At 66.4% G+C, this 24,287-nt stretch carries 25 protein-coding genes and 1 tRNA gene; 17 read left to right on the top strand and 9 right to left on the bottom strand.

From position 1 onward, the window contains the following. The first annotated feature begins 234 nt into the window (after window positions 1-234). The 6 genes from ACESK8_RS13820 (at window position 235) to ACESK8_RS13845 (ending at window position 5,710) form a co-directional block, all read left to right on the top strand. Window positions 235-1,224, top strand: a complete 990-nt coding sequence (locus ACESK8_RS13820) for a DUF1152 domain-containing protein (protein WP_372969154.1) — start codon at window positions 235-237, stop codon at window positions 1,222-1,224. 299 nt (window positions 1,225-1,523) lie between these two features. Further along, window positions 1,524-2,570, top strand: a complete 1,047-nt coding sequence (locus tag ACESK8_RS13825) for a hypothetical protein (protein WP_372969135.1) — start codon at window positions 1,524-1,526, stop codon at window positions 2,568-2,570. Next, window positions 2,570-3,268 carry an ATP phosphoribosyltransferase gene (gene hisG, locus ACESK8_RS13830; RefSeq protein ID WP_372969155.1) on the top strand — a complete coding sequence of 233 codons (699 nt, stop codon included), beginning with the start codon at window positions 2,570-2,572 and terminating at the stop codon, window positions 3,266-3,268. The genes ACESK8_RS13825 and hisG overlap by 1 nt, the downstream gene beginning before the upstream one ends. Continuing rightward, window positions 3,265-3,942: an NTP transferase domain-containing protein gene (locus tag ACESK8_RS13835; protein ID WP_372969136.1), complete on the top strand. Its 678-nt coding sequence runs from the start codon at window positions 3,265-3,267 to the stop codon at window positions 3,940-3,942. The genes hisG and ACESK8_RS13835 overlap by 4 nt, the downstream gene beginning before the upstream one ends. Further along, window positions 3,939-5,159, top strand: coding sequence for an MFS transporter (locus ACESK8_RS13840; protein WP_372969137.1), 1,221 nt, complete (start codon window positions 3,939-3,941; stop codon window positions 5,157-5,159). The genes ACESK8_RS13835 and ACESK8_RS13840 overlap by 4 nt, the downstream gene beginning before the upstream one ends. Further along, window positions 5,156-5,710, top strand: a complete 555-nt coding sequence (locus ACESK8_RS13845; RefSeq protein ID WP_372969138.1) for a GNAT family N-acetyltransferase — start codon at window positions 5,156-5,158, stop codon at window positions 5,708-5,710. The genes ACESK8_RS13840 and ACESK8_RS13845 overlap by 4 nt, the downstream gene beginning before the upstream one ends. A gap of 186 nt (window positions 5,711-5,896) precedes the next feature. Here the strand turns inward: ACESK8_RS13845 and ACESK8_RS13850 are convergent, their stop codons facing one another. The 5 genes from ACESK8_RS13850 to ACESK8_RS13870 all read right to left on the bottom strand — a co-directional run bounded on the left by ACESK8_RS13850 (window position 5,897) and on the right by ACESK8_RS13870 (window position 9,555). Further along, window positions 5,897-6,475: a nucleotide-binding protein gene (locus tag ACESK8_RS13850; protein WP_372969139.1), complete on the bottom strand. Its 579-nt coding sequence runs from the start codon at window positions 6,473-6,475 to the stop codon at window positions 5,897-5,899. Next, window positions 6,475-7,590, bottom strand: a complete 1,116-nt coding sequence (locus tag ACESK8_RS13855) for a helix-turn-helix domain-containing protein (RefSeq protein ID WP_372969140.1) — start codon at window positions 7,588-7,590, stop codon at window positions 6,475-6,477. The genes ACESK8_RS13850 and ACESK8_RS13855 overlap by 1 nt, the downstream gene beginning before the upstream one ends. 270 nt (window positions 7,591-7,860) lie before the next feature. Beyond that, window positions 7,861-8,757: a tyrosine recombinase XerC gene (gene xerC / locus ACESK8_RS13860; protein WP_372969141.1), complete on the bottom strand. Its 897-nt coding sequence runs from the start codon at window positions 8,755-8,757 to the stop codon at window positions 7,861-7,863. Between the two features lie 336 nt (window positions 8,758-9,093). After that, window positions 9,094-9,318, bottom strand: a complete 225-nt coding sequence (locus ACESK8_RS13865) for a helix-turn-helix domain-containing protein (RefSeq protein WP_372969142.1) — start codon at window positions 9,316-9,318, stop codon at window positions 9,094-9,096. Between the two features lie 164 nt (window positions 9,319-9,482). After that, window positions 9,483-9,555 (bottom strand) — tRNA-Ala (locus ACESK8_RS13870). 135 nt (window positions 9,556-9,690) lie between these two features. Between ACESK8_RS13870 and ACESK8_RS13875 the strand changes: the two genes are divergently transcribed. From ACESK8_RS13875 to ACESK8_RS13895, 5 genes are all read left to right on the top strand, one after another. Further along, on the top strand, window positions 9,691-10,755 hold the full coding sequence (locus ACESK8_RS13875) for an FAD-dependent oxidoreductase (protein ID WP_372969156.1): 1,065 nt from the start codon (window positions 9,691-9,693) through the stop codon (window positions 10,753-10,755). Window positions 10,756-10,816: 61 nt separating this feature from the next. Further along, the gene (locus tag ACESK8_RS13880; protein ID WP_372969143.1) at window positions 10,817-11,608 is read left to right on the top strand and encodes a hypothetical protein; all 792 of its coding nucleotides are present in this window, start codon (window positions 10,817-10,819) and stop codon (window positions 11,606-11,608) included. After that, window positions 11,605-12,132 carry a hypothetical protein gene (locus ACESK8_RS13885; RefSeq protein WP_372969144.1) on the top strand — a complete coding sequence of 176 codons (528 nt, stop codon included), beginning with the start codon at window positions 11,605-11,607 and terminating at the stop codon, window positions 12,130-12,132. Before ACESK8_RS13880 ends, ACESK8_RS13885 begins: the two co-directional genes overlap by 4 nt. Window positions 12,133-12,179: 47 nt before the next feature. Next, the gene (locus tag ACESK8_RS13890; RefSeq protein WP_372969145.1) at window positions 12,180-12,836 is read left to right on the top strand and encodes an SDR family oxidoreductase; all 657 of its coding nucleotides are present in this window, start codon (window positions 12,180-12,182) and stop codon (window positions 12,834-12,836) included. Window positions 12,837-12,840: 4 nt separating this feature from the next. Further along, window positions 12,841-14,052 carry a glycoside hydrolase family 3 N-terminal domain-containing protein gene (locus ACESK8_RS13895; protein ID WP_372969146.1) on the top strand — a complete coding sequence of 404 codons (1,212 nt, stop codon included), beginning with the start codon at window positions 12,841-12,843 and terminating at the stop codon, window positions 14,050-14,052. Window positions 14,053-14,056: 4 nt separating this feature from the next. Here the strand turns inward: ACESK8_RS13895 and ACESK8_RS13900 are convergent, their stop codons facing one another. From ACESK8_RS13900 to ACESK8_RS13910, 3 genes are read right to left on the bottom strand one after another with little or no spacing between them, the layout of a single operon-like run. Beyond that, on the bottom strand, window positions 14,057-14,947 hold the full coding sequence (locus ACESK8_RS13900; RefSeq protein ID WP_372969147.1) for a 3-methyladenine DNA glycosylase: 891 nt from the start codon (window positions 14,945-14,947) through the stop codon (window positions 14,057-14,059). Between the two features lies 1 nt (window position 14,948). Then, window positions 14,949-15,974, bottom strand: a complete 1,026-nt coding sequence (locus ACESK8_RS13905; RefSeq protein WP_060926164.1) for an App1 family protein — start codon at window positions 15,972-15,974, stop codon at window positions 14,949-14,951. A 4-nt stretch (window positions 15,975-15,978) separates the two neighbouring features. Next, window positions 15,979-16,650, bottom strand: coding sequence for a DedA family protein (locus ACESK8_RS13910; protein ID WP_372969148.1), 672 nt, complete (start codon window positions 16,648-16,650; stop codon window positions 15,979-15,981). 41 nt (window positions 16,651-16,691) lie between these two features. Here ACESK8_RS13910 and ACESK8_RS13915 point away from each other — a divergent pair, with 41 nt between their 5' ends. The 4 genes from ACESK8_RS13915 (at window position 16,692) to ACESK8_RS13930 (ending at window position 21,990) form a co-directional block, all read left to right on the top strand. Then, a complete protein-coding gene (locus tag ACESK8_RS13915) occupies window positions 16,692-18,005 on the top strand; it encodes an anthranilate synthase component I family protein (RefSeq protein ID WP_372969149.1) in 1,314 nt (437 codons plus the stop codon). A 33-nt stretch (window positions 18,006-18,038) separates the two neighbouring features. Beyond that, the gene (leuS, locus tag ACESK8_RS13920) at window positions 18,039-20,615 is read left to right on the top strand and encodes a leucine--tRNA ligase (protein ID WP_372969157.1); all 2,577 of its coding nucleotides are present in this window, start codon (window positions 18,039-18,041) and stop codon (window positions 20,613-20,615) included. 112 nt (window positions 20,616-20,727) lie between these two features. Beyond that, window positions 20,728-21,324 (top strand): helix-hairpin-helix domain-containing protein, encoded by a 597-nt coding sequence (locus ACESK8_RS13925; protein WP_372969150.1) that lies wholly within the window; start codon window positions 20,728-20,730, stop codon window positions 21,322-21,324. Between the two features lie 45 nt (window positions 21,325-21,369). After that, window positions 21,370-21,990: a cyclodeaminase/cyclohydrolase family protein gene (locus ACESK8_RS13930; RefSeq protein WP_372969151.1), complete on the top strand. Its 621-nt coding sequence runs from the start codon at window positions 21,370-21,372 to the stop codon at window positions 21,988-21,990. An 8-nt stretch (window positions 21,991-21,998) separates the two neighbouring features. Here the strand turns inward: ACESK8_RS13930 and ACESK8_RS13935 are convergent, their stop codons facing one another. Next, window positions 21,999-22,313: a hypothetical protein gene (locus ACESK8_RS13935; RefSeq protein ID WP_060926158.1), complete on the bottom strand. Its 315-nt coding sequence runs from the start codon at window positions 22,311-22,313 to the stop codon at window positions 21,999-22,001. Between the two features lie 128 nt (window positions 22,314-22,441). Between ACESK8_RS13935 and ACESK8_RS13940 the strand changes: the two genes are divergently transcribed. Both ACESK8_RS13940 and ACESK8_RS13945 read left to right on the top strand, forming a co-directional pair. Further along, entirely contained in the window at window positions 22,442-23,212 is a 771-nt protein-coding gene (locus ACESK8_RS13940) for a hypothetical protein (protein WP_372969152.1), read from the top strand. Between the two features lie 234 nt (window positions 23,213-23,446). Continuing rightward, complete coding sequence (locus ACESK8_RS13945; protein ID WP_372969153.1) at window positions 23,447-24,190, top strand: hypothetical protein; 744 nt, start codon at window positions 23,447-23,449, stop codon at window positions 24,188-24,190. The last annotated feature ends 97 nt before the right edge of the window (window positions 24,191-24,287 follow it).

Consider the following 24,287-nt stretch of genomic DNA (forward strand, 5'->3'; position numbering starts at 1 on the left):
CGCGGGAACAACGCCCGGCCGTATCGGGCCGGAGCATCGCAGACACCGCAGAGGAGGTGACTACATGAGCACGACAACCGACATCAACGACCTCATTGCAGAAATCGAGGCCGTCAGCACGACGGCAGTTCCCGGCCCTGAGAACACCGTGAGCTTCAGCTGGTGAAAAATCGCCTGCTCCCCCTTTTGGGGGAGCAGGTGTCAGCAGAGACCGACAAAGAAGCGAGGCGTTGGATGCTGTATGTAGCAGCAGGGGGCCCAGGTGACCTGGTGGTCGCTCGATTGCTTGCTGCCACCGATTCCAGTCCGATATTCGTGAGCTTCCTGTGGCAACGGGACGCTCGATGCTCCGGCCCTGTGGCGTTGGAAGGAGCGCACGGACTCGAGATACGCAGCGAGGGTTGGATTGCACGACCGAGCTTGCGGGGCCCAGAGCATTGCATTCTCGCGGAGTGCTTGAACGGCGCCTTCTATTGCCTCGATTCGCGGGATTTGTCATCGGCGCGAGAGACGCTGGACGCCTTACGCATCTTGGCTGGTGGACAAGTGCGTGTCATCGACGCGGGCGGGGACATTCTGTGTGGGCCGGGCAGTCCATGGCTGCGGAGCCCGCTCCTGGAGAGCGCGACACTGCGCTTACTAGAGGACATTGACGCTCTTGGGGGAGCAACGTTGTCCATTGCTGGTGTGGGGCTCGACAACGAAATCACGGTTGAGGAAGCGGAGGAGCGCCTTCCGACCACGCTCAGGAGCGCAGAGTCCATCGACCCGGTCGATGTGCGAGCGTTGCTCCGGCGCACGGCGGGACTCACGTCAGAAACGTCCCGAATCTGGATGCACGCTGTCCTTGGGCTGGCTGGACGGGTCTGGACGGATTCAACAGGCCGCCCTGTTTCCGTGACTCGCGATTCATCGGTCATTTTCTCAGCCAGCGCTTCAGAACTGCCGACCGACTTGCCGTTCAGGCGTATCCGGTCGGAGCCCACAACTCTTGAGTCGGTAAACGACGACCTGGTCAGCGCTGGCTTCTTGGACGAACTCAAGAGCGGCATCGACCGGCCGGTCACTCTTACCGAACGCCAGCGGGCATTGTTCGCCGAGAGGGTCCTGCCGGGAGACTACGTTTCAGACCGCTTTCGACTGAGGACTCGCTTGTCCGAACGATTTCGGCTCGCACTTCTCGCTAGGCCACTCGCGCGCGTCTTGGAGCCTCGGTATGGATGAGTTGTCGACGACGGTCGGCCCTCTATCGTTTGACTATTTGCAGGCCGAGATTTGCCGCGCGTCAGCCTCTCACGCGCTTGCTGTTCATCCGCTAGCCGCGACACCTCTGGTGTCGACCCGAACGGCTCCCGCGTGGCAGCGAGCGTTCGAAGCGTCCCGAGGGGTGCTCTTTTTTTGGGGGCACGGCGACGGGATGCACATGCAAATCGGAGCGTCGGCGCTGTGCGGAGTGGCTCCAGGAGCGGACGCATCGTGCGGCTGCGCCTATCCCGTGAACTGTCGAAAAGGCGTCACCCTCATTGAGCATCGCTCGAACCTTGATTGAGCACGCAGGCTTCTCGACGGTGGTTGGGAGTGCGCGGCAAATCGCGTTCTCTCCAAGCGACGTCGAAGATGCAAAACGATGGTGGAACAACGGAAGTACTGTCGGCGAGATTGTGCAGCGGCTCAACGACCTGCCGGGCATGCCGTCGGGATTGTTCATCCTGGGCGACCCCGGCCGCCGAATCGCGGACGTGAATCTCGACAGCGAAATCTCGACTATAGGTCACTCTTTGGAGTCGCCAGTCTCGAGGCTTCCTGTACAGCGATTGAGCGTACGACTCGACCATGCTCTCGCCGTGACGAGCATGTTAGAGAGGCGAGCGACCGTTGGAATCCAGACGAGAGGCACGCTCGCGCGCCAGGTGATGTTACTCGGTGCGCTGCGGCGCCTTCTCGCCACCGCTGACGCGATGGAACAGTCCGCTCAGTCCGCTCGGTCTCTCGCAGAACCTTTGTCGCGTGCAGGGCTAGCAGCCGGGGCCCTCTGGAACGATGTCGTGTCCGGAGAGTTTGACGTGACCGTGGGGACGAGCTTCGGCGACGTCTTTCAAAGCGCACTTGGGATGGGAAGCGGTCCAAATCCGGAAGTTGCACGCCCGCTGGGGTCACGGTGTGAGACGTGCTCTGGCGAGTTGTGGGAAAACGAGGGTTCGGTGTTCAGCGGTCGAACGGTTGTCACTCGATGGTGTGTGGGCTGCGGAGTCCAATTCATCGGCCTTGCGGACGAGGCGAACGTTGAGACACTGAATTTCCCACCCGACGTGTATCCGGGGTGCCCTGCCGTTCTGGTGCTAGGAACTGAAAACCTGACAGGTCAGTCCACCGCGCACATTCAGATACGTGACAAGTCGCAACGCGCCCCGATATTGAACGAAGCGGTCAACTTCACCGGCGACACGCTCAGGCGCTCGTTCGAGGTGCCGATGGCAGCCGGCCCCGACATCGGTTCCGTCCGTGCGCTGGTTGTGGATGGGCCCTACCTCACCTATCACCGTCGTGTGTTTCGTATCGGGAGGAAATGATGTTCGTTCAGTTGGATACAGACGCGTTTCACGCGACTCCGAGAGGTGGCCTGTCGCGCACCCGATTCGGAGTGCCAAATCAGGGGCGTCTGCTCAGCCAGACGCGCGCCGCGCTGGCGTGGCCAGAGTGGACGGAGGAGAGCCGCAAGATGGTGTTCACGACGCCGGAGGTCGAGATTCTGCTTGCGCGGTCTACCGACCTTCCCAGAATGCTTGCTGCTGGCATCGTTGACGGCTGCGTGACCGGACGTGACTACGTAATCGAGGCTGGGGTGGAGGACGAAGTCGAGGAAATCATTGACCTTGGCTTTCAAGCGACAAACCTCTGTGTACTTGCGGCAGCCGAGTCGGTCACAGAGGAGAATGACGCTCTGGAACCGGTAGTTGTCGTAAGCCAGTACCCCGCAATCGCCTCTCGATGGATAGGCGGGGGCCTCGGGCAGGGGAAGCGCAGACGGGCGACGCTCGTGCCCATCGATGGGGCTGCAGAGATGTACGTCACTTCAGGTCTCGCCCGGTACGCGGTTGATGCCGTGATGACTGGACGAACTCTACGCGACAACGGGCTCGCCGTCGTGGAGACGCTCTTTGCAAGCGCGGGCTGCGTATACTCGCGCGGCCGCGAGCATCTCGACCGCGACAAGATAGAGACGCTCGCGACACTTGGGCGTCAACTCTTCGCTGAAGGTCAGCGGTGAAGACCGTCATTCTGGCCGGCGGCCGGGGGAGCCGGTTGACCGCGGTACCCGCCGGGCACAAGGCGGCAACGCGCTTCGGAAGTCGGTCACTGTTGGAACACGCATTCGCCGAGGTGCAGGAGCTTGGAGTCGCACCTCTGTGCATCGTCAACGACACGGTCCGCGACCTGTATGAGGGGCCGGCGGCAGCGGCGTCCGCGCAACTGATAACCACGAATGCTGAGAATCCGTGCGCGGCGGTGAAAGAGGTAGTTCACGTCGGAGAGACGGTCTTAATCGTTCACGCGGACGAAGTCTGTCTGAACTCTCATCCGGCGTTGTATGGTGTCGCTTCCGAACGCTTCACCAGCCCGGTGGTCGGCGTCTCGAGCGCTGGGTTCGACAACGAGTTGCAGTTGATTCGGCGTCCAGTAGCGCAGATGCGAGTCGCCGCTGGCGGCCGGTTCCCTAGCGGTGGCTCGGTGGCCGGCACCGAACGACGGTACATCGGGCGCTATGCACTCACTGTCGACGACCTCTTCCGAGCAGGGCTAGACCGTTGCGACAGCGTCATCGAGGCGGCAGCTCATCGACGTCCGGACATCATCGAGCTCAATATCCCGAAAGCGTACTTCGACTGTGGAACGGACGAGATGATGAAGAATTCGCGCCAGCGATTGAGAGTTCTCGCGTGACAAGCGCACCATCGGGGAACGTGCTGCGGAGTAGCGACGAGTTTCGCAGTGTGTGGATAAGCCAAGCGGCGGGCATGCTTGGCGCGTCCATCATGACGGTTGCCGCGAGTCTTGCGGTCCTAGACCGCGGGGGAACGGCCGGAATCGTGGCTGCGACACTTGCGGGCCGTTCGGTCGGCATGTTCGTCGGGTTCCTAACGCTCGGTGGGCTATCGACGTACTTCAGCCCTCGCGGACTGATGGTGCTCACTGACCTCGTTCGTGTCGGGTCAACGGCTACGGTCGCATTGGGTATCGTTTCTGGACATTTCTGGTTGTCGATTGCTGCGGTCGTCGTGACCGGTCTTGCGGAATCGGTGTTCATGCCCTGTGCACGCGCGTTGCTTCCTCTCATTCTTGCCAAGGGTGACCTCTTGAGCGCGAACAGCATCAGTGCTGTGACCCGGAATGTGGTCGCCGTCGCCGGGCCCGCGCTCGCAGGGTTGCTGGTCCTTGTCGCCGACCCCATCTGGGGGGTGCTGGTAAATTGCGGGTGCTTCGCGCTGAGTGCCCTTGCGCTGGCACGCGTGCGCGCCGTGAGGCCCGAAGGCACCAGGCCGCCGCTCACCCTCAAGTCCTACGTGTCGAGCCTGACCGATGGTGCCCGTGCGCTCCGAGACACCACCTGGCTATGGGCGTTTATGATTGCCGGCGCGTTTCAGATGTTCCTGGCGGTCGGCGCATGGAGCGTGTTGCTTCCCATCGTCACGTCGAATTCGGCTTGGGGGGAGAGCTCGTTCGGACTCGTGCTCAGTGCATACGCTGTGGGCGGTCTTGCCGGGGGCCTCCTGGCGGGACGACTCCGCAGCGGTCGCACCGCAGTCATCGCCTCGGCAGCTATTTCGCTCTTCGGACTCGGACTCGTCGGCCTGTCGCAACCATCGTTGCTTGTATGTCTGGTCCTCTGCTTCTTCGCGGGGTCGGGTATTCAGCTGGGCAACGTACTGTTCGAGACTCTCGTGCAGCAGAAAATCAACCCCGCGGTGATAGCACGTGTCACGTCCATCATGATGCTGCCTTCCACCTTCGTCTTGCCAGCGTCCTATCTCGTCGTCGGCTTGCTCGCCGAGTCCGTGGACTTATCGGTATTGCTGTTCGCGGGCGCAGCTGGAGGTTGCATCGTGATGGGTGCATTCATATCGTTGCCGACAGTGAGACACCTGGAGTTGGAACAATGAAGAACGCAACGTTTCGGTCGACGACGGTGGCGGTCGACGAGCGATACTCGCTTCAGCCGGTGTCGATACGCCACGCAGGGGCTTGCTTCGCTAGTTGTCAGGACCCCGACATTCATCGCTGGCTCCCGTTGCCTCGGCCCTACACGCGTGCGTTCGCCGAAGCATGGTGCGGGGAGATGGCGGAGGGGTTTCGATTAGCCGGGCTCGGGATACACTTCGCCATCTGCGAAGAGGACTCGATGGTGGGGTGTATATCCTTCAAGAACGTCCGATGGAAAGAAGATGTCGTCGAGGTTGGCTACTGGCTTGATGCTTCTGCACGTGGTCAGGGGATTGCGACTCGCGCAGTCTCCGCACTCGTCAATGTCGCGTTCTCCGAGGGGTTCCAGCGAGTCGAGATGAGAATCGCGGAGGGCAACGCGCCGTCAATCGCGGTTGCAGAGCGCGCAGGGTTCGTTCTCGAGGGTGTTCTGCGTATGGGAGGTGTCATCCACGGGGGTCGGGTAAACCTACGTATGTACTCACTGCTCATGAGCGATGTCTTTCACTGAGCACGAAAACGCATCCGGTAGGTCAGAAAGGTGTCGCCCGACACCTCACATCGAGGCCCACGGCAGCTCGTTGCTTAGACGGCGGAATTTCCGAGTCGACTCAGTCACACTGCGACAGTGCCGGGACGCGCCATAGCCGACGTCTTCGCGAAACTTGAGCAGTCCTTCGCCGAGGTTCGGAACTCATCAAGGTGAGAACCGACCTTCTTCTTCTTGTTCGTCGTCGTACTGGCCGTTGATTGCTGCCCAAGCTCTGAACCCGCCCTCGCCGATAGGCAGCCTGTATTCAGTCTCGAGAAGGCGGTCCGCGACGCGGGACGCGTACTCCATCGAGAGGTTGCCGCTTTGAACAATCTGGAGCAGCAATCCGAGCGTCGTGACGTGACGGACCCCTTCATCGCCTGCGACACGACGGGCGAACTTGTCGTCTATCACGGCCAATGCGCCCCTGGTCTTGGCTAAAGCGAGAACGCCGCACTCGCCGAGGTTTTGCTTGCCATCATCGCCCAAGAGGCGGGATGTGAACGTGCTTAGGGCGGTGAGGTCCTCGAGGCTGGCGAGTACTTCCAGCTTTAGCCACGGAGCATCCAGGACCTGACGAAGGTGGGCGTGTGAATCCACGCCTTGCTGAAGTTCTTGGTGCACCGTATCCGGGAGCAGAGCGGCGTTCCCGTCTACATACGCCTCAAGGAGGCCAAGCCAGCCAGCCTCAGCAAAGTGGCTCAGTGGGCCGTCGTCAAACACGTAGATTTCACCGGACGACATCAGAGTAGGAGGTCCCAAATCTCGCTTTCGTGCGCTGGCTCCACCAACGGCAAGTCCTCATACTCGAGCGTTCCCTGAAGCAGGCTGAGGGCTCGTTCTGCTGAAAGTCGTTTCTGCTTGAAAAGCTTGATTACCACCTGACCAAAGTTGGGTGGGACGCTCGTGCCCTCCATCTCATGTGGGTCGAACAGACCGAACTCTATGAAGTCACTCTTGGACGTCTTGGTATTTCGAACCTCGCCGCATTCCGCTCCATCCGCGAGCTCCAGCTCGCGGAGCCTTCGTGCGAGCGTTGACATGTCGATGCGGAAGTGGCTCGCGGCGAGCACAGCAGCGTCGCGTACTGTGTGCGTTTGGCGGGCATTTGTCCAGAAGGCGCCGAGGCCCACCGCGGGCGCAAGGAACGCCCGCGCGAACCTGTCAATTCGCGACTCCACCACGTCGGAGGACGTCTGGTCAGCAACCCTCCAGTCGATGGCATAGTCGTCGGCCAGCAGATAATGTCCTAGCTCGTGGGCGAGCGCCAACCTGCGACGTCCGACGTGATTGGTGCTGTTCACCAGCGCGACGGCACCGTGGGTGAGAAGTATCGTGCCCGCGTCCGCCGTGTCCGCGCCGAGTTCTTTCGAAAACGCGAGCAGGCCAATATGGCCTACTGTCTTCACGAGGTCATTAATGGGCGACCGGTTGTCGATACCGCAGAGTGCGCGAGCTCTGACAGCCAGCTCATCCGCTTCAGTCTGGTTCTTGAGCGGCGGTGCGGGCTCACGGGGAGCCGGGACCAGCGAAGGTGCGAGACTTTGCACGCTTTCCACGTCTCGAGCTAGACGTTCCAACACTCTGTCTATGGTCGCGATATCGAGGTCCGCGTCCGCGCGCAGCCGGTACGACACCAAGGCGGCGGGGGGCTCCGACAGGAACCACTCGAGGCGGAAGTCAACCGCCCGCGCAATCGCCGCCAACTCGAGTGCTCGCACGCCGCGGATACCGCGCTCGATTTTTGCTAGGGCGGAACGTTCGATTCCCGTCTCCGAAGACAACTCAGCTTGCGTGAGTCCTGCCCGTTCCCGAGCGTCTGCAATGCGTGCGCCAACCACAGACGTATCTAGTGCCATGTGTGCGATTCTAGAACAAATGCAGCCGGGCTTGTACTTGTACTTGTGGACGCTCTCGCCCCGGCACCCCGCCATGCGCAGGCGGTAACGTGCAGTGCTCCAGCGACAAGCCCCTCCGGCGGGGCGGTCGTGGGCGTTAGGGCCGTCAACGAAGCCATCAACGCGACACCCGGAGCACTCGCCGAGGATGGAGGTAAATCGGGCATGGGTCTCGGTGGGTTGTGTATCGACCTCGCCCGCTCATCAGTTCCAACTCGGCGCGCGCTCCGGCTACGCCATGTCGCCCTGTTCGCGCGGGTTCGCCCATGGATCCAGCTCGTCGAGCAGATGCCTCATGTCCGGTGCCTGCTTCACCTTCTTGACGTAGTGGTCCTCGGTGACGCGGCTTCTCTTGTGTCCGAGGGTGTCCGCTGCTGCCCGGAGGGTTCCCTTGTGGGCAATCAAACTGGCGACGCTCTTGCGAAGAGAGCGCGGCACCATCTCATCCGAGATGGTGGGGAGGTTCTCTTGCGTCTCTGACCACTTCCGAACGTTGCGTAGCGCGCGGTGGACGTCCTGGGGTCCTGTGACGCGGCCCGTCGCCGTGTGGAAGACGAATGGGTTGCCGGTGATGTTCTCAGACAGGCGGCGCCGAAGGGTGGCGACGAGAAAGTCAGGAATCGGGATGGCTCGCTCTCCGGACGCGGTCTTCGGATAGTCCTGGTAGTACTTCCCCGTTGCAGACTTCTCGATGACTGTACCGAGGACGCTCACTGTCGGGACATCAGAGTAGAGGTCGATAGTCGCCCATCGCAGACCCACTGCCTCGCCGATGCGCGCGGACGTGCCAAGGATGACGTTGATGACGTCCTCGAGCAACATGGACGGCTCTGGGCCGTTACGGTCCGGACAGGTGCGATAGGCGACGGCGACCATATGAAGGTCGTTGAGCGGCGCCGGCTCGGGTGCATACTTCGCCAGCTTCGGTCGCTTGCGCAGTCGCTTGAAGTCTCGTGCAAGGTTGGCCTGTAAGTACCCAAGCGTCAGGCCAAGGTCGCAGATTTTCCGCAACTCGACAACTACGTTGCGAGCCTGCGCACGGGTCCGGTCCGCAAGCGGCTGGTAGAACTCATCGATGTCACGAACGCGCAGCGACGCCAAAAGAGTGTCACCCAGTGTGCTCGGCATGATGACATTGCGAACGAGGCGGGCCTGCTCGTGCTTCGTGCTGTCGTTAGCTTCGTTCTCGTCCCAGCGTTCGAGGTACGCCTCGCAGAGGTCTGGAAGCTCCGAGCACCGGCATCGCCTCTCCGTGACGTCGCGGCGTCGTCGGCCTGCAGCGAGAGCTCTCTCAAGGTAGCGAGGAGCTTGCGCTTAGCCGCCGGTTTCGTCGGTCCGTTAGCACGTCGGTATCGGCCATGGCCGGCCGCGTCGATGAACCACGCGCGGGCTTCGACCTTGTTGGGCGCCATCGTCTTGAAGGTGATGTCACCCCACGAGAGGGGGTGGGCTTCGGATGACCCATCAGGCTGCCGTTCCGAGCGACCACTCGATGACTGCGCGTTTCGGGAACCGAAGGTGCTTGCCAAGAAGCACGGCCTCAGGGCCATCGCCTTGTCCGCGCCAGTAGTAGATGGTGTGGACCGACACCTGCAGGTAGGTAGCCAGCTCCTTGACCGTGAGCAGGTCCGGGAGGTTCTCCGCCGCGCGGAACTCGTGGGTGATGAGGTTGTTGTTTGTTGTCGTCATGAGACCCCTATGCGCGAGGTGCCCTTGTTGATGGCGACGAACAGCGGTTGGTCATGGATGACCTGGGCGCAAGACTTGCACGAGCAGCGCGTTGAGTAAGTCTTGAAGCTTCAAAAAGAGCCGATGAAAACAAGAAAACCCGCGATCTCTCGCGGGTTTCGTTGTGGACCTGAGGGGACTCGAACCCCTGACCCCCTGCATGCCATGCAGGTGCGCTACCAGCTGCGCCACAGGCCCAGAATCGCTTCCTGACTGCTCGAAGCAACTTGAACAGAGTACTACACGCATCGCGCGGAGCACCAATCGAGGCGATGCTCCCGGGCGCGTCGGGCCGAGGGGAACAACGGCGGCGATGGTGGCGTTGTGATGAGCGTGAACATCCTGGACAGCGTCGTGATCGGCGCGGGTCAGGCCGGTCTCTCGACCTCCTACCATCTGCGCCGCCTCGGCATCGAGCATGTCGTGCTCGACGCAGATGACGAGCCGGGCGGAGCCTGGCACCATCGCTGGGATGCGCTCACGATGCGCGACGTGCACGGAGTCGCCGAACTGCCGGATGACGCGCCACCGCCGCGTGACGGCCAGCGGGCGAACCAGGCGGTCCCCGCCTACTTCGCGGCCTATGAGAGGGCGCACGACCTGCCCGTGGTGCGCCCGGTGCGCGTCGACACTGTCGAGGACGACGGCGGAGTCCTCGTCGTGCACGCGGGGGAGCGGCAGTGGCGCACCCGCACGATCGTGAACGCGACCGGCACATGGACGAAGCCCTTCCTCCCGCACTATCCGGGTATGGAGACGTTCCTCGGCGAGCAGCTGCACACCGTCGACTACCCGGGGCCCGAGCATTTCCTCGGCAAGCGCGTCCTCGTCGTCGGTGGCGGAGCATCGGCAGTGCAGTTCCTCGGAGCACTCGCCCCGATCACCGACACCCTCTGGGTCACGCGTCGGGAGCCGGTCTGGCGCAGCGACGACTTCACACCCGAGGCCGGCGCCGCGGCCGTCACCCTGGTCGAGCAGCGCGTCGCGCAGGGCCTGCCGCCCGAGAGCGTGGTGAGCGTGACCGGGCTCATGCTCCGCCCGCAGGAGCGCGAAGCCGAGCGCCTGGGCGCCTACGCCGCACGACGGCCGCTGTTCGCGCGCATCGAGCCGGACGGCGTGCGCTGGGCGAACGGCTCGTTCGAGCAGGTCGACGTCATCCTCTGGGCCACGGGATTCCGCCCGGCGATCGCGCACCTCGCGCCGCTGCATCTGCGCAGCGCGGCGGGCGGCATCCAGCTCGACCGTCACGGGCGAGGGACGACCGCGGTGCAGGATCCTCGCGTGCAGCTGGTCGGATACGGCCCGTCGGCGAGCACGATCGGTGCGAATCGCGCCGGTCGCTCTGCGGCGAAAGGCGTGCAGCGCGCCCTGGCGACCGCGTCCGTCCGCACCTCGTAGACGGCCGCGCCCATCGGCGCCGCCGTGGTGCCCGCGGGGCCGCCGTCGCTACGCTGGGGGCATGATCCGCATCGCGCTCCTGGTCATCTGGCTGCTGCTGTCGGCGTGGCTCGTGATCTGGACCGGCGAGGGCCTGTTCGGCGTCGACCAGCGCCGGTCGATCCTCCCCTTCGCCGGAGAGGACACCCTCGGCGCTCCGATCCTGATCGGCGTGGCGTGGGGGCTGATCCTCACCTTCGGCGGCCTCCTCACCGGCCTCGGACGGCGGAGCCGGATCACCGGAGAAGCGGAGATCGGCGTCGGGCGCATCGTCGAGGTGTCCCACACCGGGCTGAGCGTGAACGACGTGCCCCAGTACGACCTGTTCGTGCGCGTCACCCCACGGGCCGGGGACGACTTCATCGGGCAGCTGCGGATGCTGGTTCCTCCGACCGACATCGCCGCGCTGCAGGTGGGGCAACCCGTGCCCGTCAGGTACAGCGGGACGCACCGGGATGCGATCGAGCTCGCCGACGTAAGCGATCCGGTCGTCCGTGAGGCGATGCTGCAGTGGCGCATCGACAGGGGTCTCATCGATCCGCGCCTCGTGAAGGCGCGCACCACCGGCATCCAGGTCCCCGCCTCGGTGCTCGAGGTGCGCCCCACCGGCCGCCGCCGCGACGGCCAGAGCGAACTCGCGCTCAAGGTGCTGCTCGCACCGGAGGGCGCATCGACGTGGGAGGCCGACACCATGGTGTTCGCCTTCCCTGAAGCGATCTCGCACTTCCAGGTGGGGGCGCCGATCTGGGCGTTCTACCGTCGCGAGGATCCGCAGACCGTCGCGGTCACGATCGAACAGGAGGCCGGACGATGAACGTCCTCGACACCCTGATCTGGCTGGTCAACTTCCCGGCCGCGCACGGCTACGCGATGGTGTTCATCGCCGGATTCTCGATCCTCGGGCTCTTCGCGATGTCGGCCTCCGGTGCGACGCCCGACGCGGCCCTGCGGCGCATCAGAGAACGCGAGGGGCTGCTCCCCGTCGGTGAACCGGCCCGCCGCCCGATCGCGGGCACGGTGCGTCGGATCGGGTTCCGCATCCTCGCGTTCGTGATGCTGGCGAACCTCGTGATCGGCATCCTGAGCCTGACCGGGGTGCCGCTCACGCGCGCCTACATCCACGAGCACGGCCAGCCGACGACGGGGACCCTCGACGGCGACTGGGTCACCTTCACGACCTCGACGGGGGTGACCTACACGGTGGAGAGCAACTTCTTCACGCCTGCCGTCTATCCGGACCGGGATGCGTATCTCCCCTCTGATCAGCCGGTCGTCGTCCGCTACCTGCCGGCACATCCGCAGGCGTTCGTCATCGACAGCTCTCAGGGCCCCCGCTGAGTGCCCCCGGCCGAGCCGGTGTCGGCGCAGGCGCGTAGGGTGAAGGCATGTCGCGAATCATCGTCTTCGGCGGCCACGGCCGCATCGCCCTGCTTCTCGCCCCGCTGCTCGTCGCCCGGGGAGATGAGGTCACCTCGGTCATCCGCAATCCCGACCACATCGCCGATGTCGAGCAGACGGGCGCCCAGGCGCTGGTCGCCGACGTCGAGCAGCTCGACACGGATGCGCTGACCGAGATCATCCGCGGGCACGACGCGGTCGTCTGGTCGGCCGGGGCGGGCGGCGGTTCAGCCGACCGCACGTATGCGGTCGACCGTGACGCCGCGATCCGCACGATGGATGCCGCAGGCGCCGCCGGCGTGAGGCGATACGTCATGGTCTCGTGGATCGGCTCGAAGGCCGACCACGGCGTGCCGGAGGACGACGGCTTCTTCGCCTACGCCGACGCGAAGTGGGCGGCGGACGAGCACCTGCGCGGCACCGAGCTCGACGGTACGATCCTGGGGCCTGGCACCCTCACCTTCGACGAGCCCACGGGACTCATCGCACTCGAGCCGGAGGGACACGGCGAGGTCGCCCGTGCCGATGTCGCCGCCGTGATCGCCGAGACCATCGGCAATCCGTCGACCTTCGGACGTACGATCCGCTTCGGCAACGGCACGGCCGACACGGCGGTGCCCATCGCCGACGCCCTCAGCGCCTGATCCGATGCTGCGTCCGCGACGTGCGCTGGCGGTCGCAGCAGCGGCGATCGTCGGACTCTCGGCCGTGACCGTTTCAGCGACGGCGTCGGCCGAGTCCTCAGCGCCAACCGTGGTGCGTTCGTCCCAGACCTCGGCGGGCTCGACTCACGCCGGCATCGGTGACCCTCGGGACCGGGCGGCTCAGATGGTCTCCGAGATGTCGACGGCCGAGCAGGCCGCGAGCATCGTGATGGGGCACATCCCGAGCACGGATGCTTCGGCCCTGCACGCCTATATGGCGCAGGGGCTCGGCGGGTTCATCCTCATGGGCGCCAACATCCCCGCCGACGAGGCCGACCTGCCGGACGTCACGGCTGCATTGACGGTCGACCCCGAGCTGCCCCCGCTCGTCGCGATCGATCAGGAGGGCGGTATCGTCTCTCGCCTCGCGAACGACACGTATCCCGCATCCACCACGCTCAAGGATCGCCCGATCGCCGACACGTCGGCGGCGTTCTCAGCCAGGGCCGCTCTGGTCGCCAAGGCCGGGATCACCGTGAACTTCGGAACCGTCGCCGATGTGACCTCTGATCCGGCCTCGTTCATCCACGGCAGGGCGCTGGGTACCGATCCCCGGTCATCCGGCGATCGCGTCGCCGCGGCTACGGTCGCACAGGAGCAGGTCGTCGCGTCGACGCTCAAGCACTTCCCCGGCCACGGTGCAGCTCCCGGGGATTCGCACCACGCGATCCCGACGACCGCGGAGAGCATCGCGGAGTGGCGGGCGAAGGATGCCGTGCCCTTCGTCGAGGGGATCGACGCCGGGGCGTCGCTGCTGATGTTCGGCCATCTGGCCTACACGGCCGTCGACGCGGCACCCGCATCCCTGTCACCGCGCTGGCATGAGATCGCCCGCGATGAGCTCGGCTTCGACGGCGTGATCGTCACGGACGACCTCGGGATGCTGCAGTCGTCCGGCATCGCGGAGTACGCCGATCCGGTGGCGAACGCGGTGGGCGCCGTCGTCGCCGGAAGCGACCTGGTGCTCATGATCGCAGGATCGACGCCGGACACCGCCGGCGACATCGTCGACGGGATCACGGCGGCTGTCGACGCGGGGACCCTGCCGGCGGACCGGCTGGCCGATGCCGCGACGCGAGTGATGGCACTCCGCCTCGAGTCGGCCTCCGCCGATGTCGGGTGGCTGCCCTGCCCGGACTGCGCACCGGTCGAGTGAGGCGTCAGGCGCCGACGGTCTCCGCGGCGAGCGCCGTCGGCCGCGATTCGCCGAGCCATGCGTGCAGAAGCGCACCGCGCAGACGTGCGCCGCGCTCCGCGAAGCCGCGCTGCTGACGTACATACTCGGCCTTGCCGTCCGCGGTCTCGATCGGGACCGGCACGACGCCCCAGTCGGCGAGATCGTAGGGCGCTGCCTGCATGTCGAGCAGTCGGATGTCGCGGGCGAGCTCGAAAGCATCCAGCAGCAGCTCACCCGGGACCAGTGGGCCGAGCTTGACCGCCCACTTGTAGAGATCCATCCCCGCATGCAGGCAGCCCGGCTGCTCGAAGAGCGACTGCTCGTCTCGCGTCAGCGCCGTGCGGTTGCGCGGCACGGCATCAGCGGTGAAGAAGCGGAATGCGTCGAAGTGGGTGCACCGCAGGTCGTGGCTCTCGACCACCTCGTCGGTCCCCGCCTGTCCGAGGCGCAGCGGCACGGGGTGGCGGTGATCGTCGGCACGGTAGACCATCGCCCATTCGTGCAGCCCGAAGCAGCCGAACTGGCCCGGCCGGGAGGCGGTACGGCGCAGCATCCGCTCGATGAGGCCGGCGAGGTCTGACTTCTCGCGCGCGAATGCCGCGGCGTCGGGCACGGCTCCGTCGGCGGTGGTGCCGGGGGAGTACCACCGCCAGCTCCGTCGGTCTGACGCATCCGACAGCTCCACGCCCGCCCCGGGGTGCCAGCGGCGCAGCTGAGCGGGCTTGTAGCTGTAGTAGGTGAACAGGAAGTCCCAGACCGGATGCTTCTCGCCGCGCGCGGCTCGATCCCGATGGGCGGCGGTGAGGGAATCCGCCCGCTCCTGGTGCGTTCGCTCGCGCTCCAGCCAGGTGGCCCGGGTCAGGGGGCTGTCCATGTCAGTGCAGGATGCCGGCTTCGCCGAGCAGGTCGCGGAGCCCGGCGCCGTCTTCTGCGCTCACCCACGGTGCGACGTCCTCGGAGTGCGGCTCGTGACCGGCACGTCCACCGGCGAGAACGGCCTCGGCGGGAAGCAGGCGACGGATCGCCACGCCGGCGACGGAGGTGGGGTGCTCGTCCATGAACTCGGAGTAGATCGCCTCGTCGTGCTGCCCGTCGTCGCCGATGAGCAGCCACTTGACGTGCGGGAACTCGGTGGCCAGTCGGCGGAGGTTGGTGAGCTTGTGCTCTCGACCACTGCGGAACCAGCGATCATGAGTGGGACCCCAGTCGGTGAGCAGCATCGACCCGGCGGGGAACAGGTGGCGTCCGAGGAAGCGGCGCAGCGTGGGGGCGACGTTCCACGCACCCGTGGACAGGTAGATCATCGGGGCGCCAGGGTACTCGCGGAGCACCTGATCGAGGAGCACGGCCATTCCGGGCACCGGGATGCGGGCGTGCTCGTCGACCACGAACGAGTTCCACGCCGCGATGAACGGGCGGGGGAGAGCGGTCACCATCACGGTGTCGTCGACATCGGACACCACGCCGAAGTGGGTGGAGCCCGAGACGATGAACGCCGTCGCCTCGACGGGCTCCTGACCTTCGACCGAGAAGGTGAACGTCTGCCACCCGGGCTCCAGCTCGACGTGGATCACGGAGTCGATGACGCCACCCCGGTCGGCCACGACATGGTGCAGCGAGTCGCCGATCTGCACCGACACCTTGGCGAAGCTCACCGGGATGCCGACGAAGCTCCGCCATCCTCGGACACTGGCGGGTTCGCCGTCTTTCGTGCTGCGCGCCGGAGGGACGATCAGCACGCGTCCGACGACGCGGACCCAGCCGGGACCGCCGTATCCGGGGAAGGGCAGGATGGTCGCGGTACGACCGCGACGGCGCGCTCGTCCTTCGCGCCACACGTGGAGGCGGTGTTCGAGACGCGCGAACCAGTGGATCCGGGGCGCCGGGGGTGACGAAGCCATTGCTTCAGTCTTTCACGTCGGTCGCGTCCTTCGCGTCCGAGATGTCGAGGTGACGGGCTTCGACGCGGGAGATGACCTTCTTGCCGACGAAGACGGCGATCAGGAACAGCGCGATGATGCCCACGAAGATGTAGCCCGCATAGTGGACGCGATCCGCGAGCTCGTCGAAGCTGCCGGCTGCGAGCGAGGTGATGCTCACGTAGGCGGTGGCCCAGAGCAGGCAGGCGGGCGCGGTCCAGGCGAGGAAGCGACGGTAGGAGTAGTGGCTCATGCCCACAGTGAGGGGGACGAGCGAGTGCAGCACCGGCAGGAAGCGGGAGAGGAAGATCGCGATACCGCCGCGACGGGCCAGATAGCGCTCGGCACGGACCCAGTTGTCCTCACCGACGCGGCGCCCCACCCATGAGGTGCGGATGTGCGGACCGATCCAACGCCCGAGCCAGAATCCGATGCTCTCGCCGATCAGCGCGCCGATCACGACGGTCACGACCATGGCGACGGCCTGCGGGATGCTGGTGATGCCGATCGAGGCGACGAGCACCACGGTGTCGCCGGGGAAGACGAGCCCGATCAGGACGCTCGTCTCGAGCATGACCGCGAGACCGGCGATGAGCGTGCGGGCGACCGGGTCGATGGACCGCATGAAGTCGATCAGCCACGGCACCAAGTCGTCCACTCCTTGAGAATACGGGAGACGGCGCGGCCTAGGCTGAGAACGTGCCCGAACGTGTGAGCGCCCGCGTCCTCTCGGTCGGCGTCGACCCCGAAGCGCTGTTCCTCGCGCTCGAACAGGAGTGCTCGGACGTGTTCTGGCTCGACGCGGGTGACGAGGCGCAGCAGGGCTGGAGCTTCGTGGGCACCGGGGAGCCGTCGACCATCCCCTCGGGCGTGCGACTCGACACCGCCGTGCTGGCCGATCCCGCTCATCCTCCGCTTCGAGACGGCTGGGTCGGCTGGTACGACTACGAGACCGGGGCGCACGCCGCGGGGACACCGGTGTCGGACGCTGCGGATGCCCCGGGCGGCGCCTGGCTGCGGGTCACCCGATACGCGGCCTTCGATCATGCGACGGGCACCGTGTGGGTGTTGGCCGCGGAGACGGAGCTCGACGGTTGGGCGTCGTTCGTCGTACAGCACGGCGAGCGCGTAGGCCCGGTGGAGGACGCCGGGGTGGCACCTGCTGTGGAGGCGAGGCACACGCCGGACGAATACGCCGCGCTCATCGAACGCTGCCGGGACCTGATCCGCGCCGGGATCGCCTACCAGCTGTGCCTCACCACGCGCTTCACCGTGGCCGGAGCGCATGACGCGGTGTCGGCGTATCGCCGGCTGCGATCGGCGACGCCCGCCCACCACGGCGGATTCCTGCGCATCGGCGGTCGCGCGCTGTTGAGCGCGAGCCCCGAGCAGTTCCTCCACGCCGGAGGCGGAGTCATCCGCACCCGCCCGATCAAGGGAACGAGACCGCGTGGACGCGATGCGGTGCACGACGCCGCGCTCGCCGCGGAGCTGGCCGCAGACGTCAAGGAGCGCGCCGAGAACGTCATGATCGTCGACCTCATGCGCAACGATCTCTCGCGGGTGTGCGATCCGGGAACCGTCCGGGTGGAGGCGCTGTGGGCGGTCGAGACCTACCCGGCCGTGCATCAGCTGGTCAGCACCGTCAGCGGCACGGCGGCCACCGGCACCACGGTCGGGGCGCTCCTCGATGCATCCTTCCCCGCCGGCAGCATGACCGGAGCCCCGAAGCTCTCGGCGATGACACGGCTGCACGAACTGGAGGGCGGTCCGCGCGGCATCTACGCCGGCTGCTTCGGTTACATCGACGCGGGAGGAGCGCTCGACCTGGCGATGGTCATCCGCAGCATCGTCGTCGAACCCGACCGGGCGATCGTCGGAGCCGGGGGCGGCATCACCTGGCGATCGGTCGCCGCGGCCGAGATCGCGGAGGTATCGACGAAGGCACGGGCGCCCCTGGCAGCGCTGGGCGCGGAAACGCCCGCGGCCTGGGCTTCCGATATCCTGAACTGATCCCTGTTTCCCTCCAGATTGGTCGTGCGTTCGTTGTCTGAGAACCTGTCCACCTCTCCCGTCGACGAGGAGTCCTCCTCGGCGCACGCTATCCAGGCCAAGTGGCAGAAGTACTGGGCGGAGAACGAGACGTTCCTCACCGGCGGCGACGACGACAAGCGGCCACGCCGTTACGTGCTGGCGATGTTCCCGTACCCCTCCGGCGACCTGCACATGGGGCACGCGGAGAACTACCTCTACTCCGACATCGTGGCGCGTTTCTGGCGTCACCGCGGTCACAACGTCCTCAACCCGATCGGCTGGGACTCCTTCGGACTGCCCGCGGAGAATGCCGCGATCCGTCAGGGCGCAGACCCGCGTGAGTGGACGTACCAGAACATCGCGCAGCAGAAGCAGGCCTTCCAGAACTACGGCGTCTCTTTCGACTGGTCGCGCGTGCTGCACACGTCCGACCCGGAGTACTACCGCTGGAATCAGTGGCTGTTCCTGAAGCTGCACGAGCGTGGTCTGGCGTATCGCAAGAAGAGCGCCGTCAACTGGTGCCCGAACGACCAGACCGTGCTCGCGAACGAGCAGGTCGTCGATGGACGCTGCGACCGCTGCGGTGCCGAGGTCGTGAAGAAGAAGCTGACCCAGTGGTACTTCAAGATCACGGACTACGCCGACCGCCTGCTCGACGACCTGAACCAGCTCGAGGGCTTCTGGCCGCACAAGGTGCTGCAGATGCAGCGCAACTGGATCGGCCGTTCGATCGGTGCCGATGTGGACTTCCGCATCGAGGGACGCGAGGAGCCGGTGACGGTGTTCTCGACGCGCCCCGACACGCTGCACGGCGCCACCTTCTTCGTGGTCGCCCCCGATTCGGATCTCGCCACCGAACTGGCGGCGGATGCCCCGGCCGAGGTGCGCGAGCGCTTCCTGTCGTACCTGGCGGATGTGCAGAAGACGACCGACGTCGACCGTCAGTCGACCGACCGCCCCAAGACCGGCGTATTCCTGGAGCGGTATGCGATCAACCCGGTGAACGGGGAAAGGTTGCCGGTGTGGGCGGCGGACTACGTGCTGGCCGACTACGGACACGGCGCCGTGATGGCTGTGCCGGCACATGACCAGCGCGACCTGGACTTCGCGCGCGCCTTCGACCTGCCCGTCAAGGTCGTCGTCGACACGACGGCGCCGATCACCGGTGCGATGGCCGTCATCGAGGTCGATGACGAAGGGGTGCCGATCGACACCGGAGCCGCGCTCGACGAGCAGAACCCGGCCTCGACCGGGGTCGCTCTGACCGGCGAGGGGCGGATGATCAACTCCGGTCCGCTGAACGGCCTGTCCAAGCGCAACGCGATCGCCCGCGCGATCGAGCAGCTGGAGGCATCCGGCACCGGTCGGGCGGCGAAGAACTACCGCCTCCGCGACTGGCTGATCTCGCGCCAGCGGTTCTGGGGCACGCCGATCCCGATGCTGCATGCCGAGGACGGGCGCATCATCCCGGTGCCGGAGGACCAGCTGCCGGTGAAGCTGCCGAGCGTCGAGGGTCTCGACCTGAAGCCGAAGGGATCGTCGCCGCTGGGCGCGGCCGAGAGCTGGGTGCGCACCGTCGACGCCGCGACCGGTGACCCGGTGCTGCGCGACCCCGACACCATGGACACGTTCGTGGACAGCTCCTGGTACTTCCTGCGCTTCCTGTCGCCGAACAGCGACACCGTCGCGTTCGACCCGGCTCAGGCCGCGCGCTGGTCGCCCGTCGACTCGTACATCGGCGGCGTCGAGCACGCCATCCTGCACCTGCTCTACGCGCGGTTCATCACGAAGGTCCTGTTCGACATGGGGCTGATCGACTTCACCGAGCCGTTCTCCAACCTGATCAACCAGGGCATGGTGCTGCTCGACGGCGCGAAGATGTCGAAGAGCAAGGGCAACCTCGTCCTCTTCGAGGAGGAGCTGGATGCCTACGGAGCCGACGCTCTGCGCGTCGGCCTCGCCTTCGCCGGACCCGTGGAGGACGACAAGGACTGGGCCGACGTCTCGACGACCGGTGCGCAGAAGTTCCTCGCCCGCGCGCTGCGCATCGCCCACGAGGTCTCGTCTCCCGTCGACGTCGTCTTCGCCGGCGGAGACGCGATGCTGCGCCGTGCGACCCACAAGCTGCTGGCGGATGCTCCCGGGCTCGTCGAGCAGACGAAGTTCAACGTCCTGGTCGCGCGCCTGATGGAACTGGTCAACGTCACTCGCAAGACGATCGACGGTGCCGCCGGCCCGGCGGACCCGGCGGTGCGCGAGGCGGCCGAGACCGTCGCCGTGATGCTCGACCTCATCGCCCCGCACACCGCGGAGGAGATGTGGGAGATCCTCGGTCACGAGCCTTCGGTCGGACTCGTCACCTGGCGCTCGGCCGACCCGGCCCTGCTCGTCGAGGACACGGTCACCGCCGTCGTGCAGGTGGGCGGCAAGGTCCGTGCGCAGCTCGAGGTGCCCGCGAGGATCGGCGAGGCCGAGCTCGAAGCGCTCGCCCGTGCCGATGAGCGGGTGATCCGCTCGATCGGCGACCGCGAGATCATCAAGGTCGTCGTGCGAGCTCCGAAGATCGTCAGCATCGTCGTCAAGGGCTGAGCGCCCGCGCAATCTGCAGACCTGCTCTGCACATCCGGCCGTCCGCGGGGACTCTCCCCGCAGGGCGGCCGGATGTCTGTCCGGCGTCCCGGTCCGCAGTTAGCGTGGCGGGATGCCCGACGCCCTGACCGAAGCGCCGAGGCCACGCCGCTTCCGGCTCGGCCTCGGCGCGGCGATCGTGCTCGCGCTGGTGGTGCTGTCGGCTGCCGTCGGGCTCGGATTGCTGCGCGGTCAAGCGCCGCCGAGCGATTCCGTGCCGCTCACGACGGGTGGTTCTGCGTCCCCGGGACCGTCGGGTGAGCTGTACGTGCATGTCCTCGGAGCGGTGGAGCGCCCAGGACTCTATGTCCTTGACCTCGACTCCCGGCTCGTCGACGCCGTGGCGGCGGCCGGCGGGACCACTGTGGATGCCGACCTGTCGGCCATCAACCTCGCCCGCGTCCTCGCAGACGGCGAACAGATCCTCGTCCCCGTGGTCGGCGTCGCCGCGGAGGAGGGAGCGCCCCAGCCGGCGGACGATCTGATCGATCTCAACACCGCCGATCAGGCGGCGCTGGAGACCCTGCCTCGGATCGGTCCGGCGCTGGCGGAGCGCATCATCGCCTGGCGGGAGGAGAACGGTCGGTTCCAGTCCGTCGACGATCTGCTCGGCGTGCCAGGGATCGGCGAGAAGATGCTCGCCGGGATCCGCGACGGTGTGCGGGTGTGAGGTGGTGGCTCGGACGAGGAGGAGGCGGCGGATATTCTGACCTGCATGGAAGATTCCCCGGACATCCCGCCGTCCACGCCCATGGACGCGTGGCTCGAGGCGCTCGGGCAGCCGCAGGGCTCTCCCGGCGGTGGAGCGGCATCGGGCGTCATGCTCGGCCTCGGAGCGTCGCTGCTGAGCATGGTCGCGGGGTATACGCCGGATGATCCCCGCGCGGCGGAGTGCGCCGAGCGCGTGGCGGCGCTGCGTGGGGATGCACTGCAGGCTGTCGAGGCCGACGGCATCGTGTCTGCGCGCTTCGGCGAGGCCCTGGCGCTGCCGAGCGACGATGAAGACCGAGAGCCTCGGGTCAGGGACGCCGCGATAGAGGCAGCCGAATCCACAGCCGCTCTCGGCAGGATCGGTCTCGCCTTCATCCCGGAGGCGCGGCTCCTCGCAGAGGTCGGCAACCGTCACCTCGACATGGATCTGGCCGTCGGGCTGGAGGCGCTGGAGGCCGGGCTGTCCGGGGTGTCGTTGACTCTCAGGGCCAACCTGCAGATCGCACGCACCCATGAGGCGCCGTCGTCGCGGCTGGCGGATCTCATCGCGCTGGTCGGGGAGCTGGCTGGCGCCCGGCGAATCGTGGGGGAGATCATCGCAGAGCTCTCCTCGCACCTGGACTGACGTCGGGGTCATCGCGCGAACTGGTACACGCCCCACAGGATCAGTGCGGCTGCGGTGACCAGCACGACCCAGCCCGGCCAGCTCCGGCGTGGTGGCCGTCCAAGTGCGGCCGGAAGTCCGAGCTGCTTCCGGATCTCGTCAGCCTCGCCCTCGAGCTCCTCGGACCGTTCCTGCAGATGCAGAGGCGCTCCCTGCGGCCAACGAAGACGATCCCGAGAGAGGTCCTCGAGCTGTCGGTGAAGCTCGCCCAGCCGTTGCTCGAGGTCTGCTCGGTGCGCATTCGACGGCGGGTCACCGGCATCCTCGCGCTCGCCCTTGCTCACCCGAGACACGTTAGCGGGCTGGCGCGGAGGTGTGAAGGCACCGATGCTCGGGCCGGGAAGGATACGCGCATTCCCGCGTTCGAGCAAGCGTCTTCGACGGCTGCGGGCCGGGGACCTAGCTTCATCGCATGACCACTCCGCACAGCACCCCGGATGACTCCCGCCGCGCAGACGACGCCTCTCGGCCCGTCCCTGCTTCGGATCCTGCGTACGTGCCGGCATCGGATCCTGCGTACGTGCCGGCATCGGCGGACACCGTGCGCACCGATCATGTGGTCGAGACCGCCCCGCCCCGTTCGGCCCCGGAGTCGGCGAGGGCCGCAGCCGAAGTGGACGCGCGTACCCTCCGCGACGACGTCCATCGACGCGAGAAGGACGAGTTCGGCGGCATGAAGTTCGGCACCGCCTTCTTCGGGTGGCTGACCGCCATGGGCACGACCGTCCTCCTCACGGCTCTCGCCGCGGCGATCGGCGCGGCCATCGGGCTCAACGTGGGCACGTCGGTCGACGAGGCAGCGGACCAGGCATTCGGCGCCGGGGGCATCGTCGCCATCATCGTGATCGGGCTGGTGCTGCTGGTGTCGTACTTCGCCGGTGGATACGTCGCCGGCCGCATGGCGCGTTTCAGCGGAGCAAAGCAAGGGATCGCCGTCTGGATCTGGGCGATCGCCGTCGCCATCATCCTCGCGATCGTCACCGCCATCGCCGGTTCCCAGTGGGACATCCTGGGGAACCTGCAGGGGTTCCCGCGCATCCCGGTCACTCCTGAGACCGCGACCGTCACCGGCATCCTGACGGCCGTCGGCGCGGCGATCGTGACCCTCGTCGGCGCGATCCTCGGTGGCCTCGCGGGAATGCGCTACCACCGCAAGGTCGACCGCGTCGGCCTCGGACAGTGAGCACGCTCGCGCACTTCATCGACTCGAGCAGTTCCTAGCCGTCGAAGTCTCGCCCGGTCATCGGTGCCGCGCGTTGCGCTCGGCATCTCTACACATCGTGCCGGCACCGACGTGTTGTCCACCTTCAGCGGGTGAAGTGGCCCCGCGGGCGGAGGCGCGCGCCTAGGTTGTCCTGATGCACAGGTCGACGATGAGGAGTCCTCCGCGGGTTCGGCTGCTCGACGCCGTGCCCGCATGAGGCGGGATCTGCGTCTGCTGCCGATCGCCGGGGCCGCATGGCTCGTCGCCCTTGTCTGCGTGTTCGTGCCGCCAGCAGCGGGATGGTGCGTGCTCGCAGGCGTGCTCGGCGCGGTGGGACTCCTGCTGTGGAAGATGCGGCGTCCTGGCGACTCGGCATCCGTGGTGGGGCTCGTTCTCGTCGTTCTCGCCGTGATCGCCGCGGTCTCCGTCACCGTCCTGGCCGCTGCGCCCGCGCGCGAGAGCGTGGCCTCGTGGGATGGTCGGGTGGTCGAGGTGACGGGGGAGGTGACCTCCTCGGCGTCGGTCGGGCGCGACGGGCGGCTGTGGATGGAGGTGCAGCTCACCGGGATCGGTTCGCCAGGGGATGTCGCTCCGGCATCGGCGCCCGTGCGAATCGGCATCGAGCCCGCAGACGGGTTCGACCTCGGCTCACAGGTGAGGGTGACCGGAGAAGCCTCGGCGACGGATCCGGGGGAGCGGTCGGCGCTGGTCGTGTACACGAGCGCGGCGGCCGTCGAGGCTCCTGCGTCCGGGGTGTTCGCGGTGGCCGCCCATCTCCGCGCCGGGTTCGTGGAGCGGTCATCGATGCTTCCGGAGCCCGGGGCGGGTCTGCTCCCCGGTCTCGCGGTCGGAGACACCCGCGCCGTGTCGACCGAGCTCAACGACGACATGCGCACCAGTGGACTCAGCCACCTCACGGCCGTCTCTGGAGCCAACTCTATGTTTACAGGTGAGTAGAGCCTCGACGGAGATGTCGGCCAGCGCCGCGCACATGCACGCAATCGAACCCGAGAAGGGGGATCGCGTAAAGTCTCGAACTAGGTGTTCGGACTAC

It is taken from the genome of Microbacterium sp. (assembly GCF_041641055.1).
Taxonomy (GTDB): domain Bacteria; phylum Actinomycetota; class Actinomycetes; order Actinomycetales; family Microbacteriaceae; genus Microbacterium.

Coding starts and splice junctions, on each gene's coding strand:
- ACESK8_RS13945 (WP_372969153.1), top strand. CDS start 23,447: ATGAGGCGGGATCTGCGTCTGCTGCCGATCGCCGGGGCCGCATGGCTC.
- ACESK8_RS13865 (WP_372969142.1), bottom strand. CDS start 9,318: ATGACGACAACAAACAACAACCTCATCACCCACGAGTTCCGCGCGGCG.
- ACESK8_RS13905 (WP_060926164.1), bottom strand. CDS start 15,974: ATGGCTTCGTCACCCCCGGCGCCCCGGATCCACTGGTTCGCGCGTCTC.
- hisG (WP_372969155.1), top strand. CDS start 2,570: ATGTTCGTTCAGTTGGATACAGACGCGTTTCACGCGACTCCGAGAGGT.
- ACESK8_RS13925 (WP_372969150.1), top strand. CDS start 20,728: ATGCCCGACGCCCTGACCGAAGCGCCGAGGCCACGCCGCTTCCGGCTC.
- ACESK8_RS13850 (WP_372969139.1), bottom strand. CDS start 6,475: ATGTCGTCCGGTGAAATCTACGTGTTTGACGACGGCCCACTGAGCCAC.
- ACESK8_RS13885 (WP_372969144.1), top strand. CDS start 11,605: ATGAACGTCCTCGACACCCTGATCTGGCTGGTCAACTTCCCGGCCGCG.
- ACESK8_RS13845 (WP_372969138.1), top strand. CDS start 5,156: ATGAAGAACGCAACGTTTCGGTCGACGACGGTGGCGGTCGACGAGCGA.
- ACESK8_RS13930 (WP_372969151.1), top strand. CDS start 21,370: ATGGAAGATTCCCCGGACATCCCGCCGTCCACGCCCATGGACGCGTGG.
- ACESK8_RS13880 (WP_372969143.1), top strand. CDS start 10,817: ATGATCCGCATCGCGCTCCTGGTCATCTGGCTGCTGCTGTCGGCGTGG.
- ACESK8_RS13900 (WP_372969147.1), bottom strand. CDS start 14,947: ATGGACAGCCCCCTGACCCGGGCCACCTGGCTGGAGCGCGAGCGAACG.
- ACESK8_RS13890 (WP_372969145.1), top strand. CDS start 12,180: ATGTCGCGAATCATCGTCTTCGGCGGCCACGGCCGCATCGCCCTGCTT.
- ACESK8_RS13820 (WP_372969154.1), top strand. CDS start 235: ATGCTGTATGTAGCAGCAGGGGGCCCAGGTGACCTGGTGGTCGCTCGA.
- xerC (WP_372969141.1), bottom strand. CDS start 8,757: ATGCCGAGCACACTGGGTGACACTCTTTTGGCGTCGCTGCGCGTTCGT.
- ACESK8_RS13940 (WP_372969152.1), top strand. CDS start 22,442: ATGACCACTCCGCACAGCACCCCGGATGACTCCCGCCGCGCAGACGAC.
- ACESK8_RS13855 (WP_372969140.1), bottom strand. CDS start 7,590: ATGGCACTAGATACGTCTGTGGTTGGCGCACGCATTGCAGACGCTCGG.
- ACESK8_RS13895 (WP_372969146.1), top strand. CDS start 12,841: ATGCTGCGTCCGCGACGTGCGCTGGCGGTCGCAGCAGCGGCGATCGTC.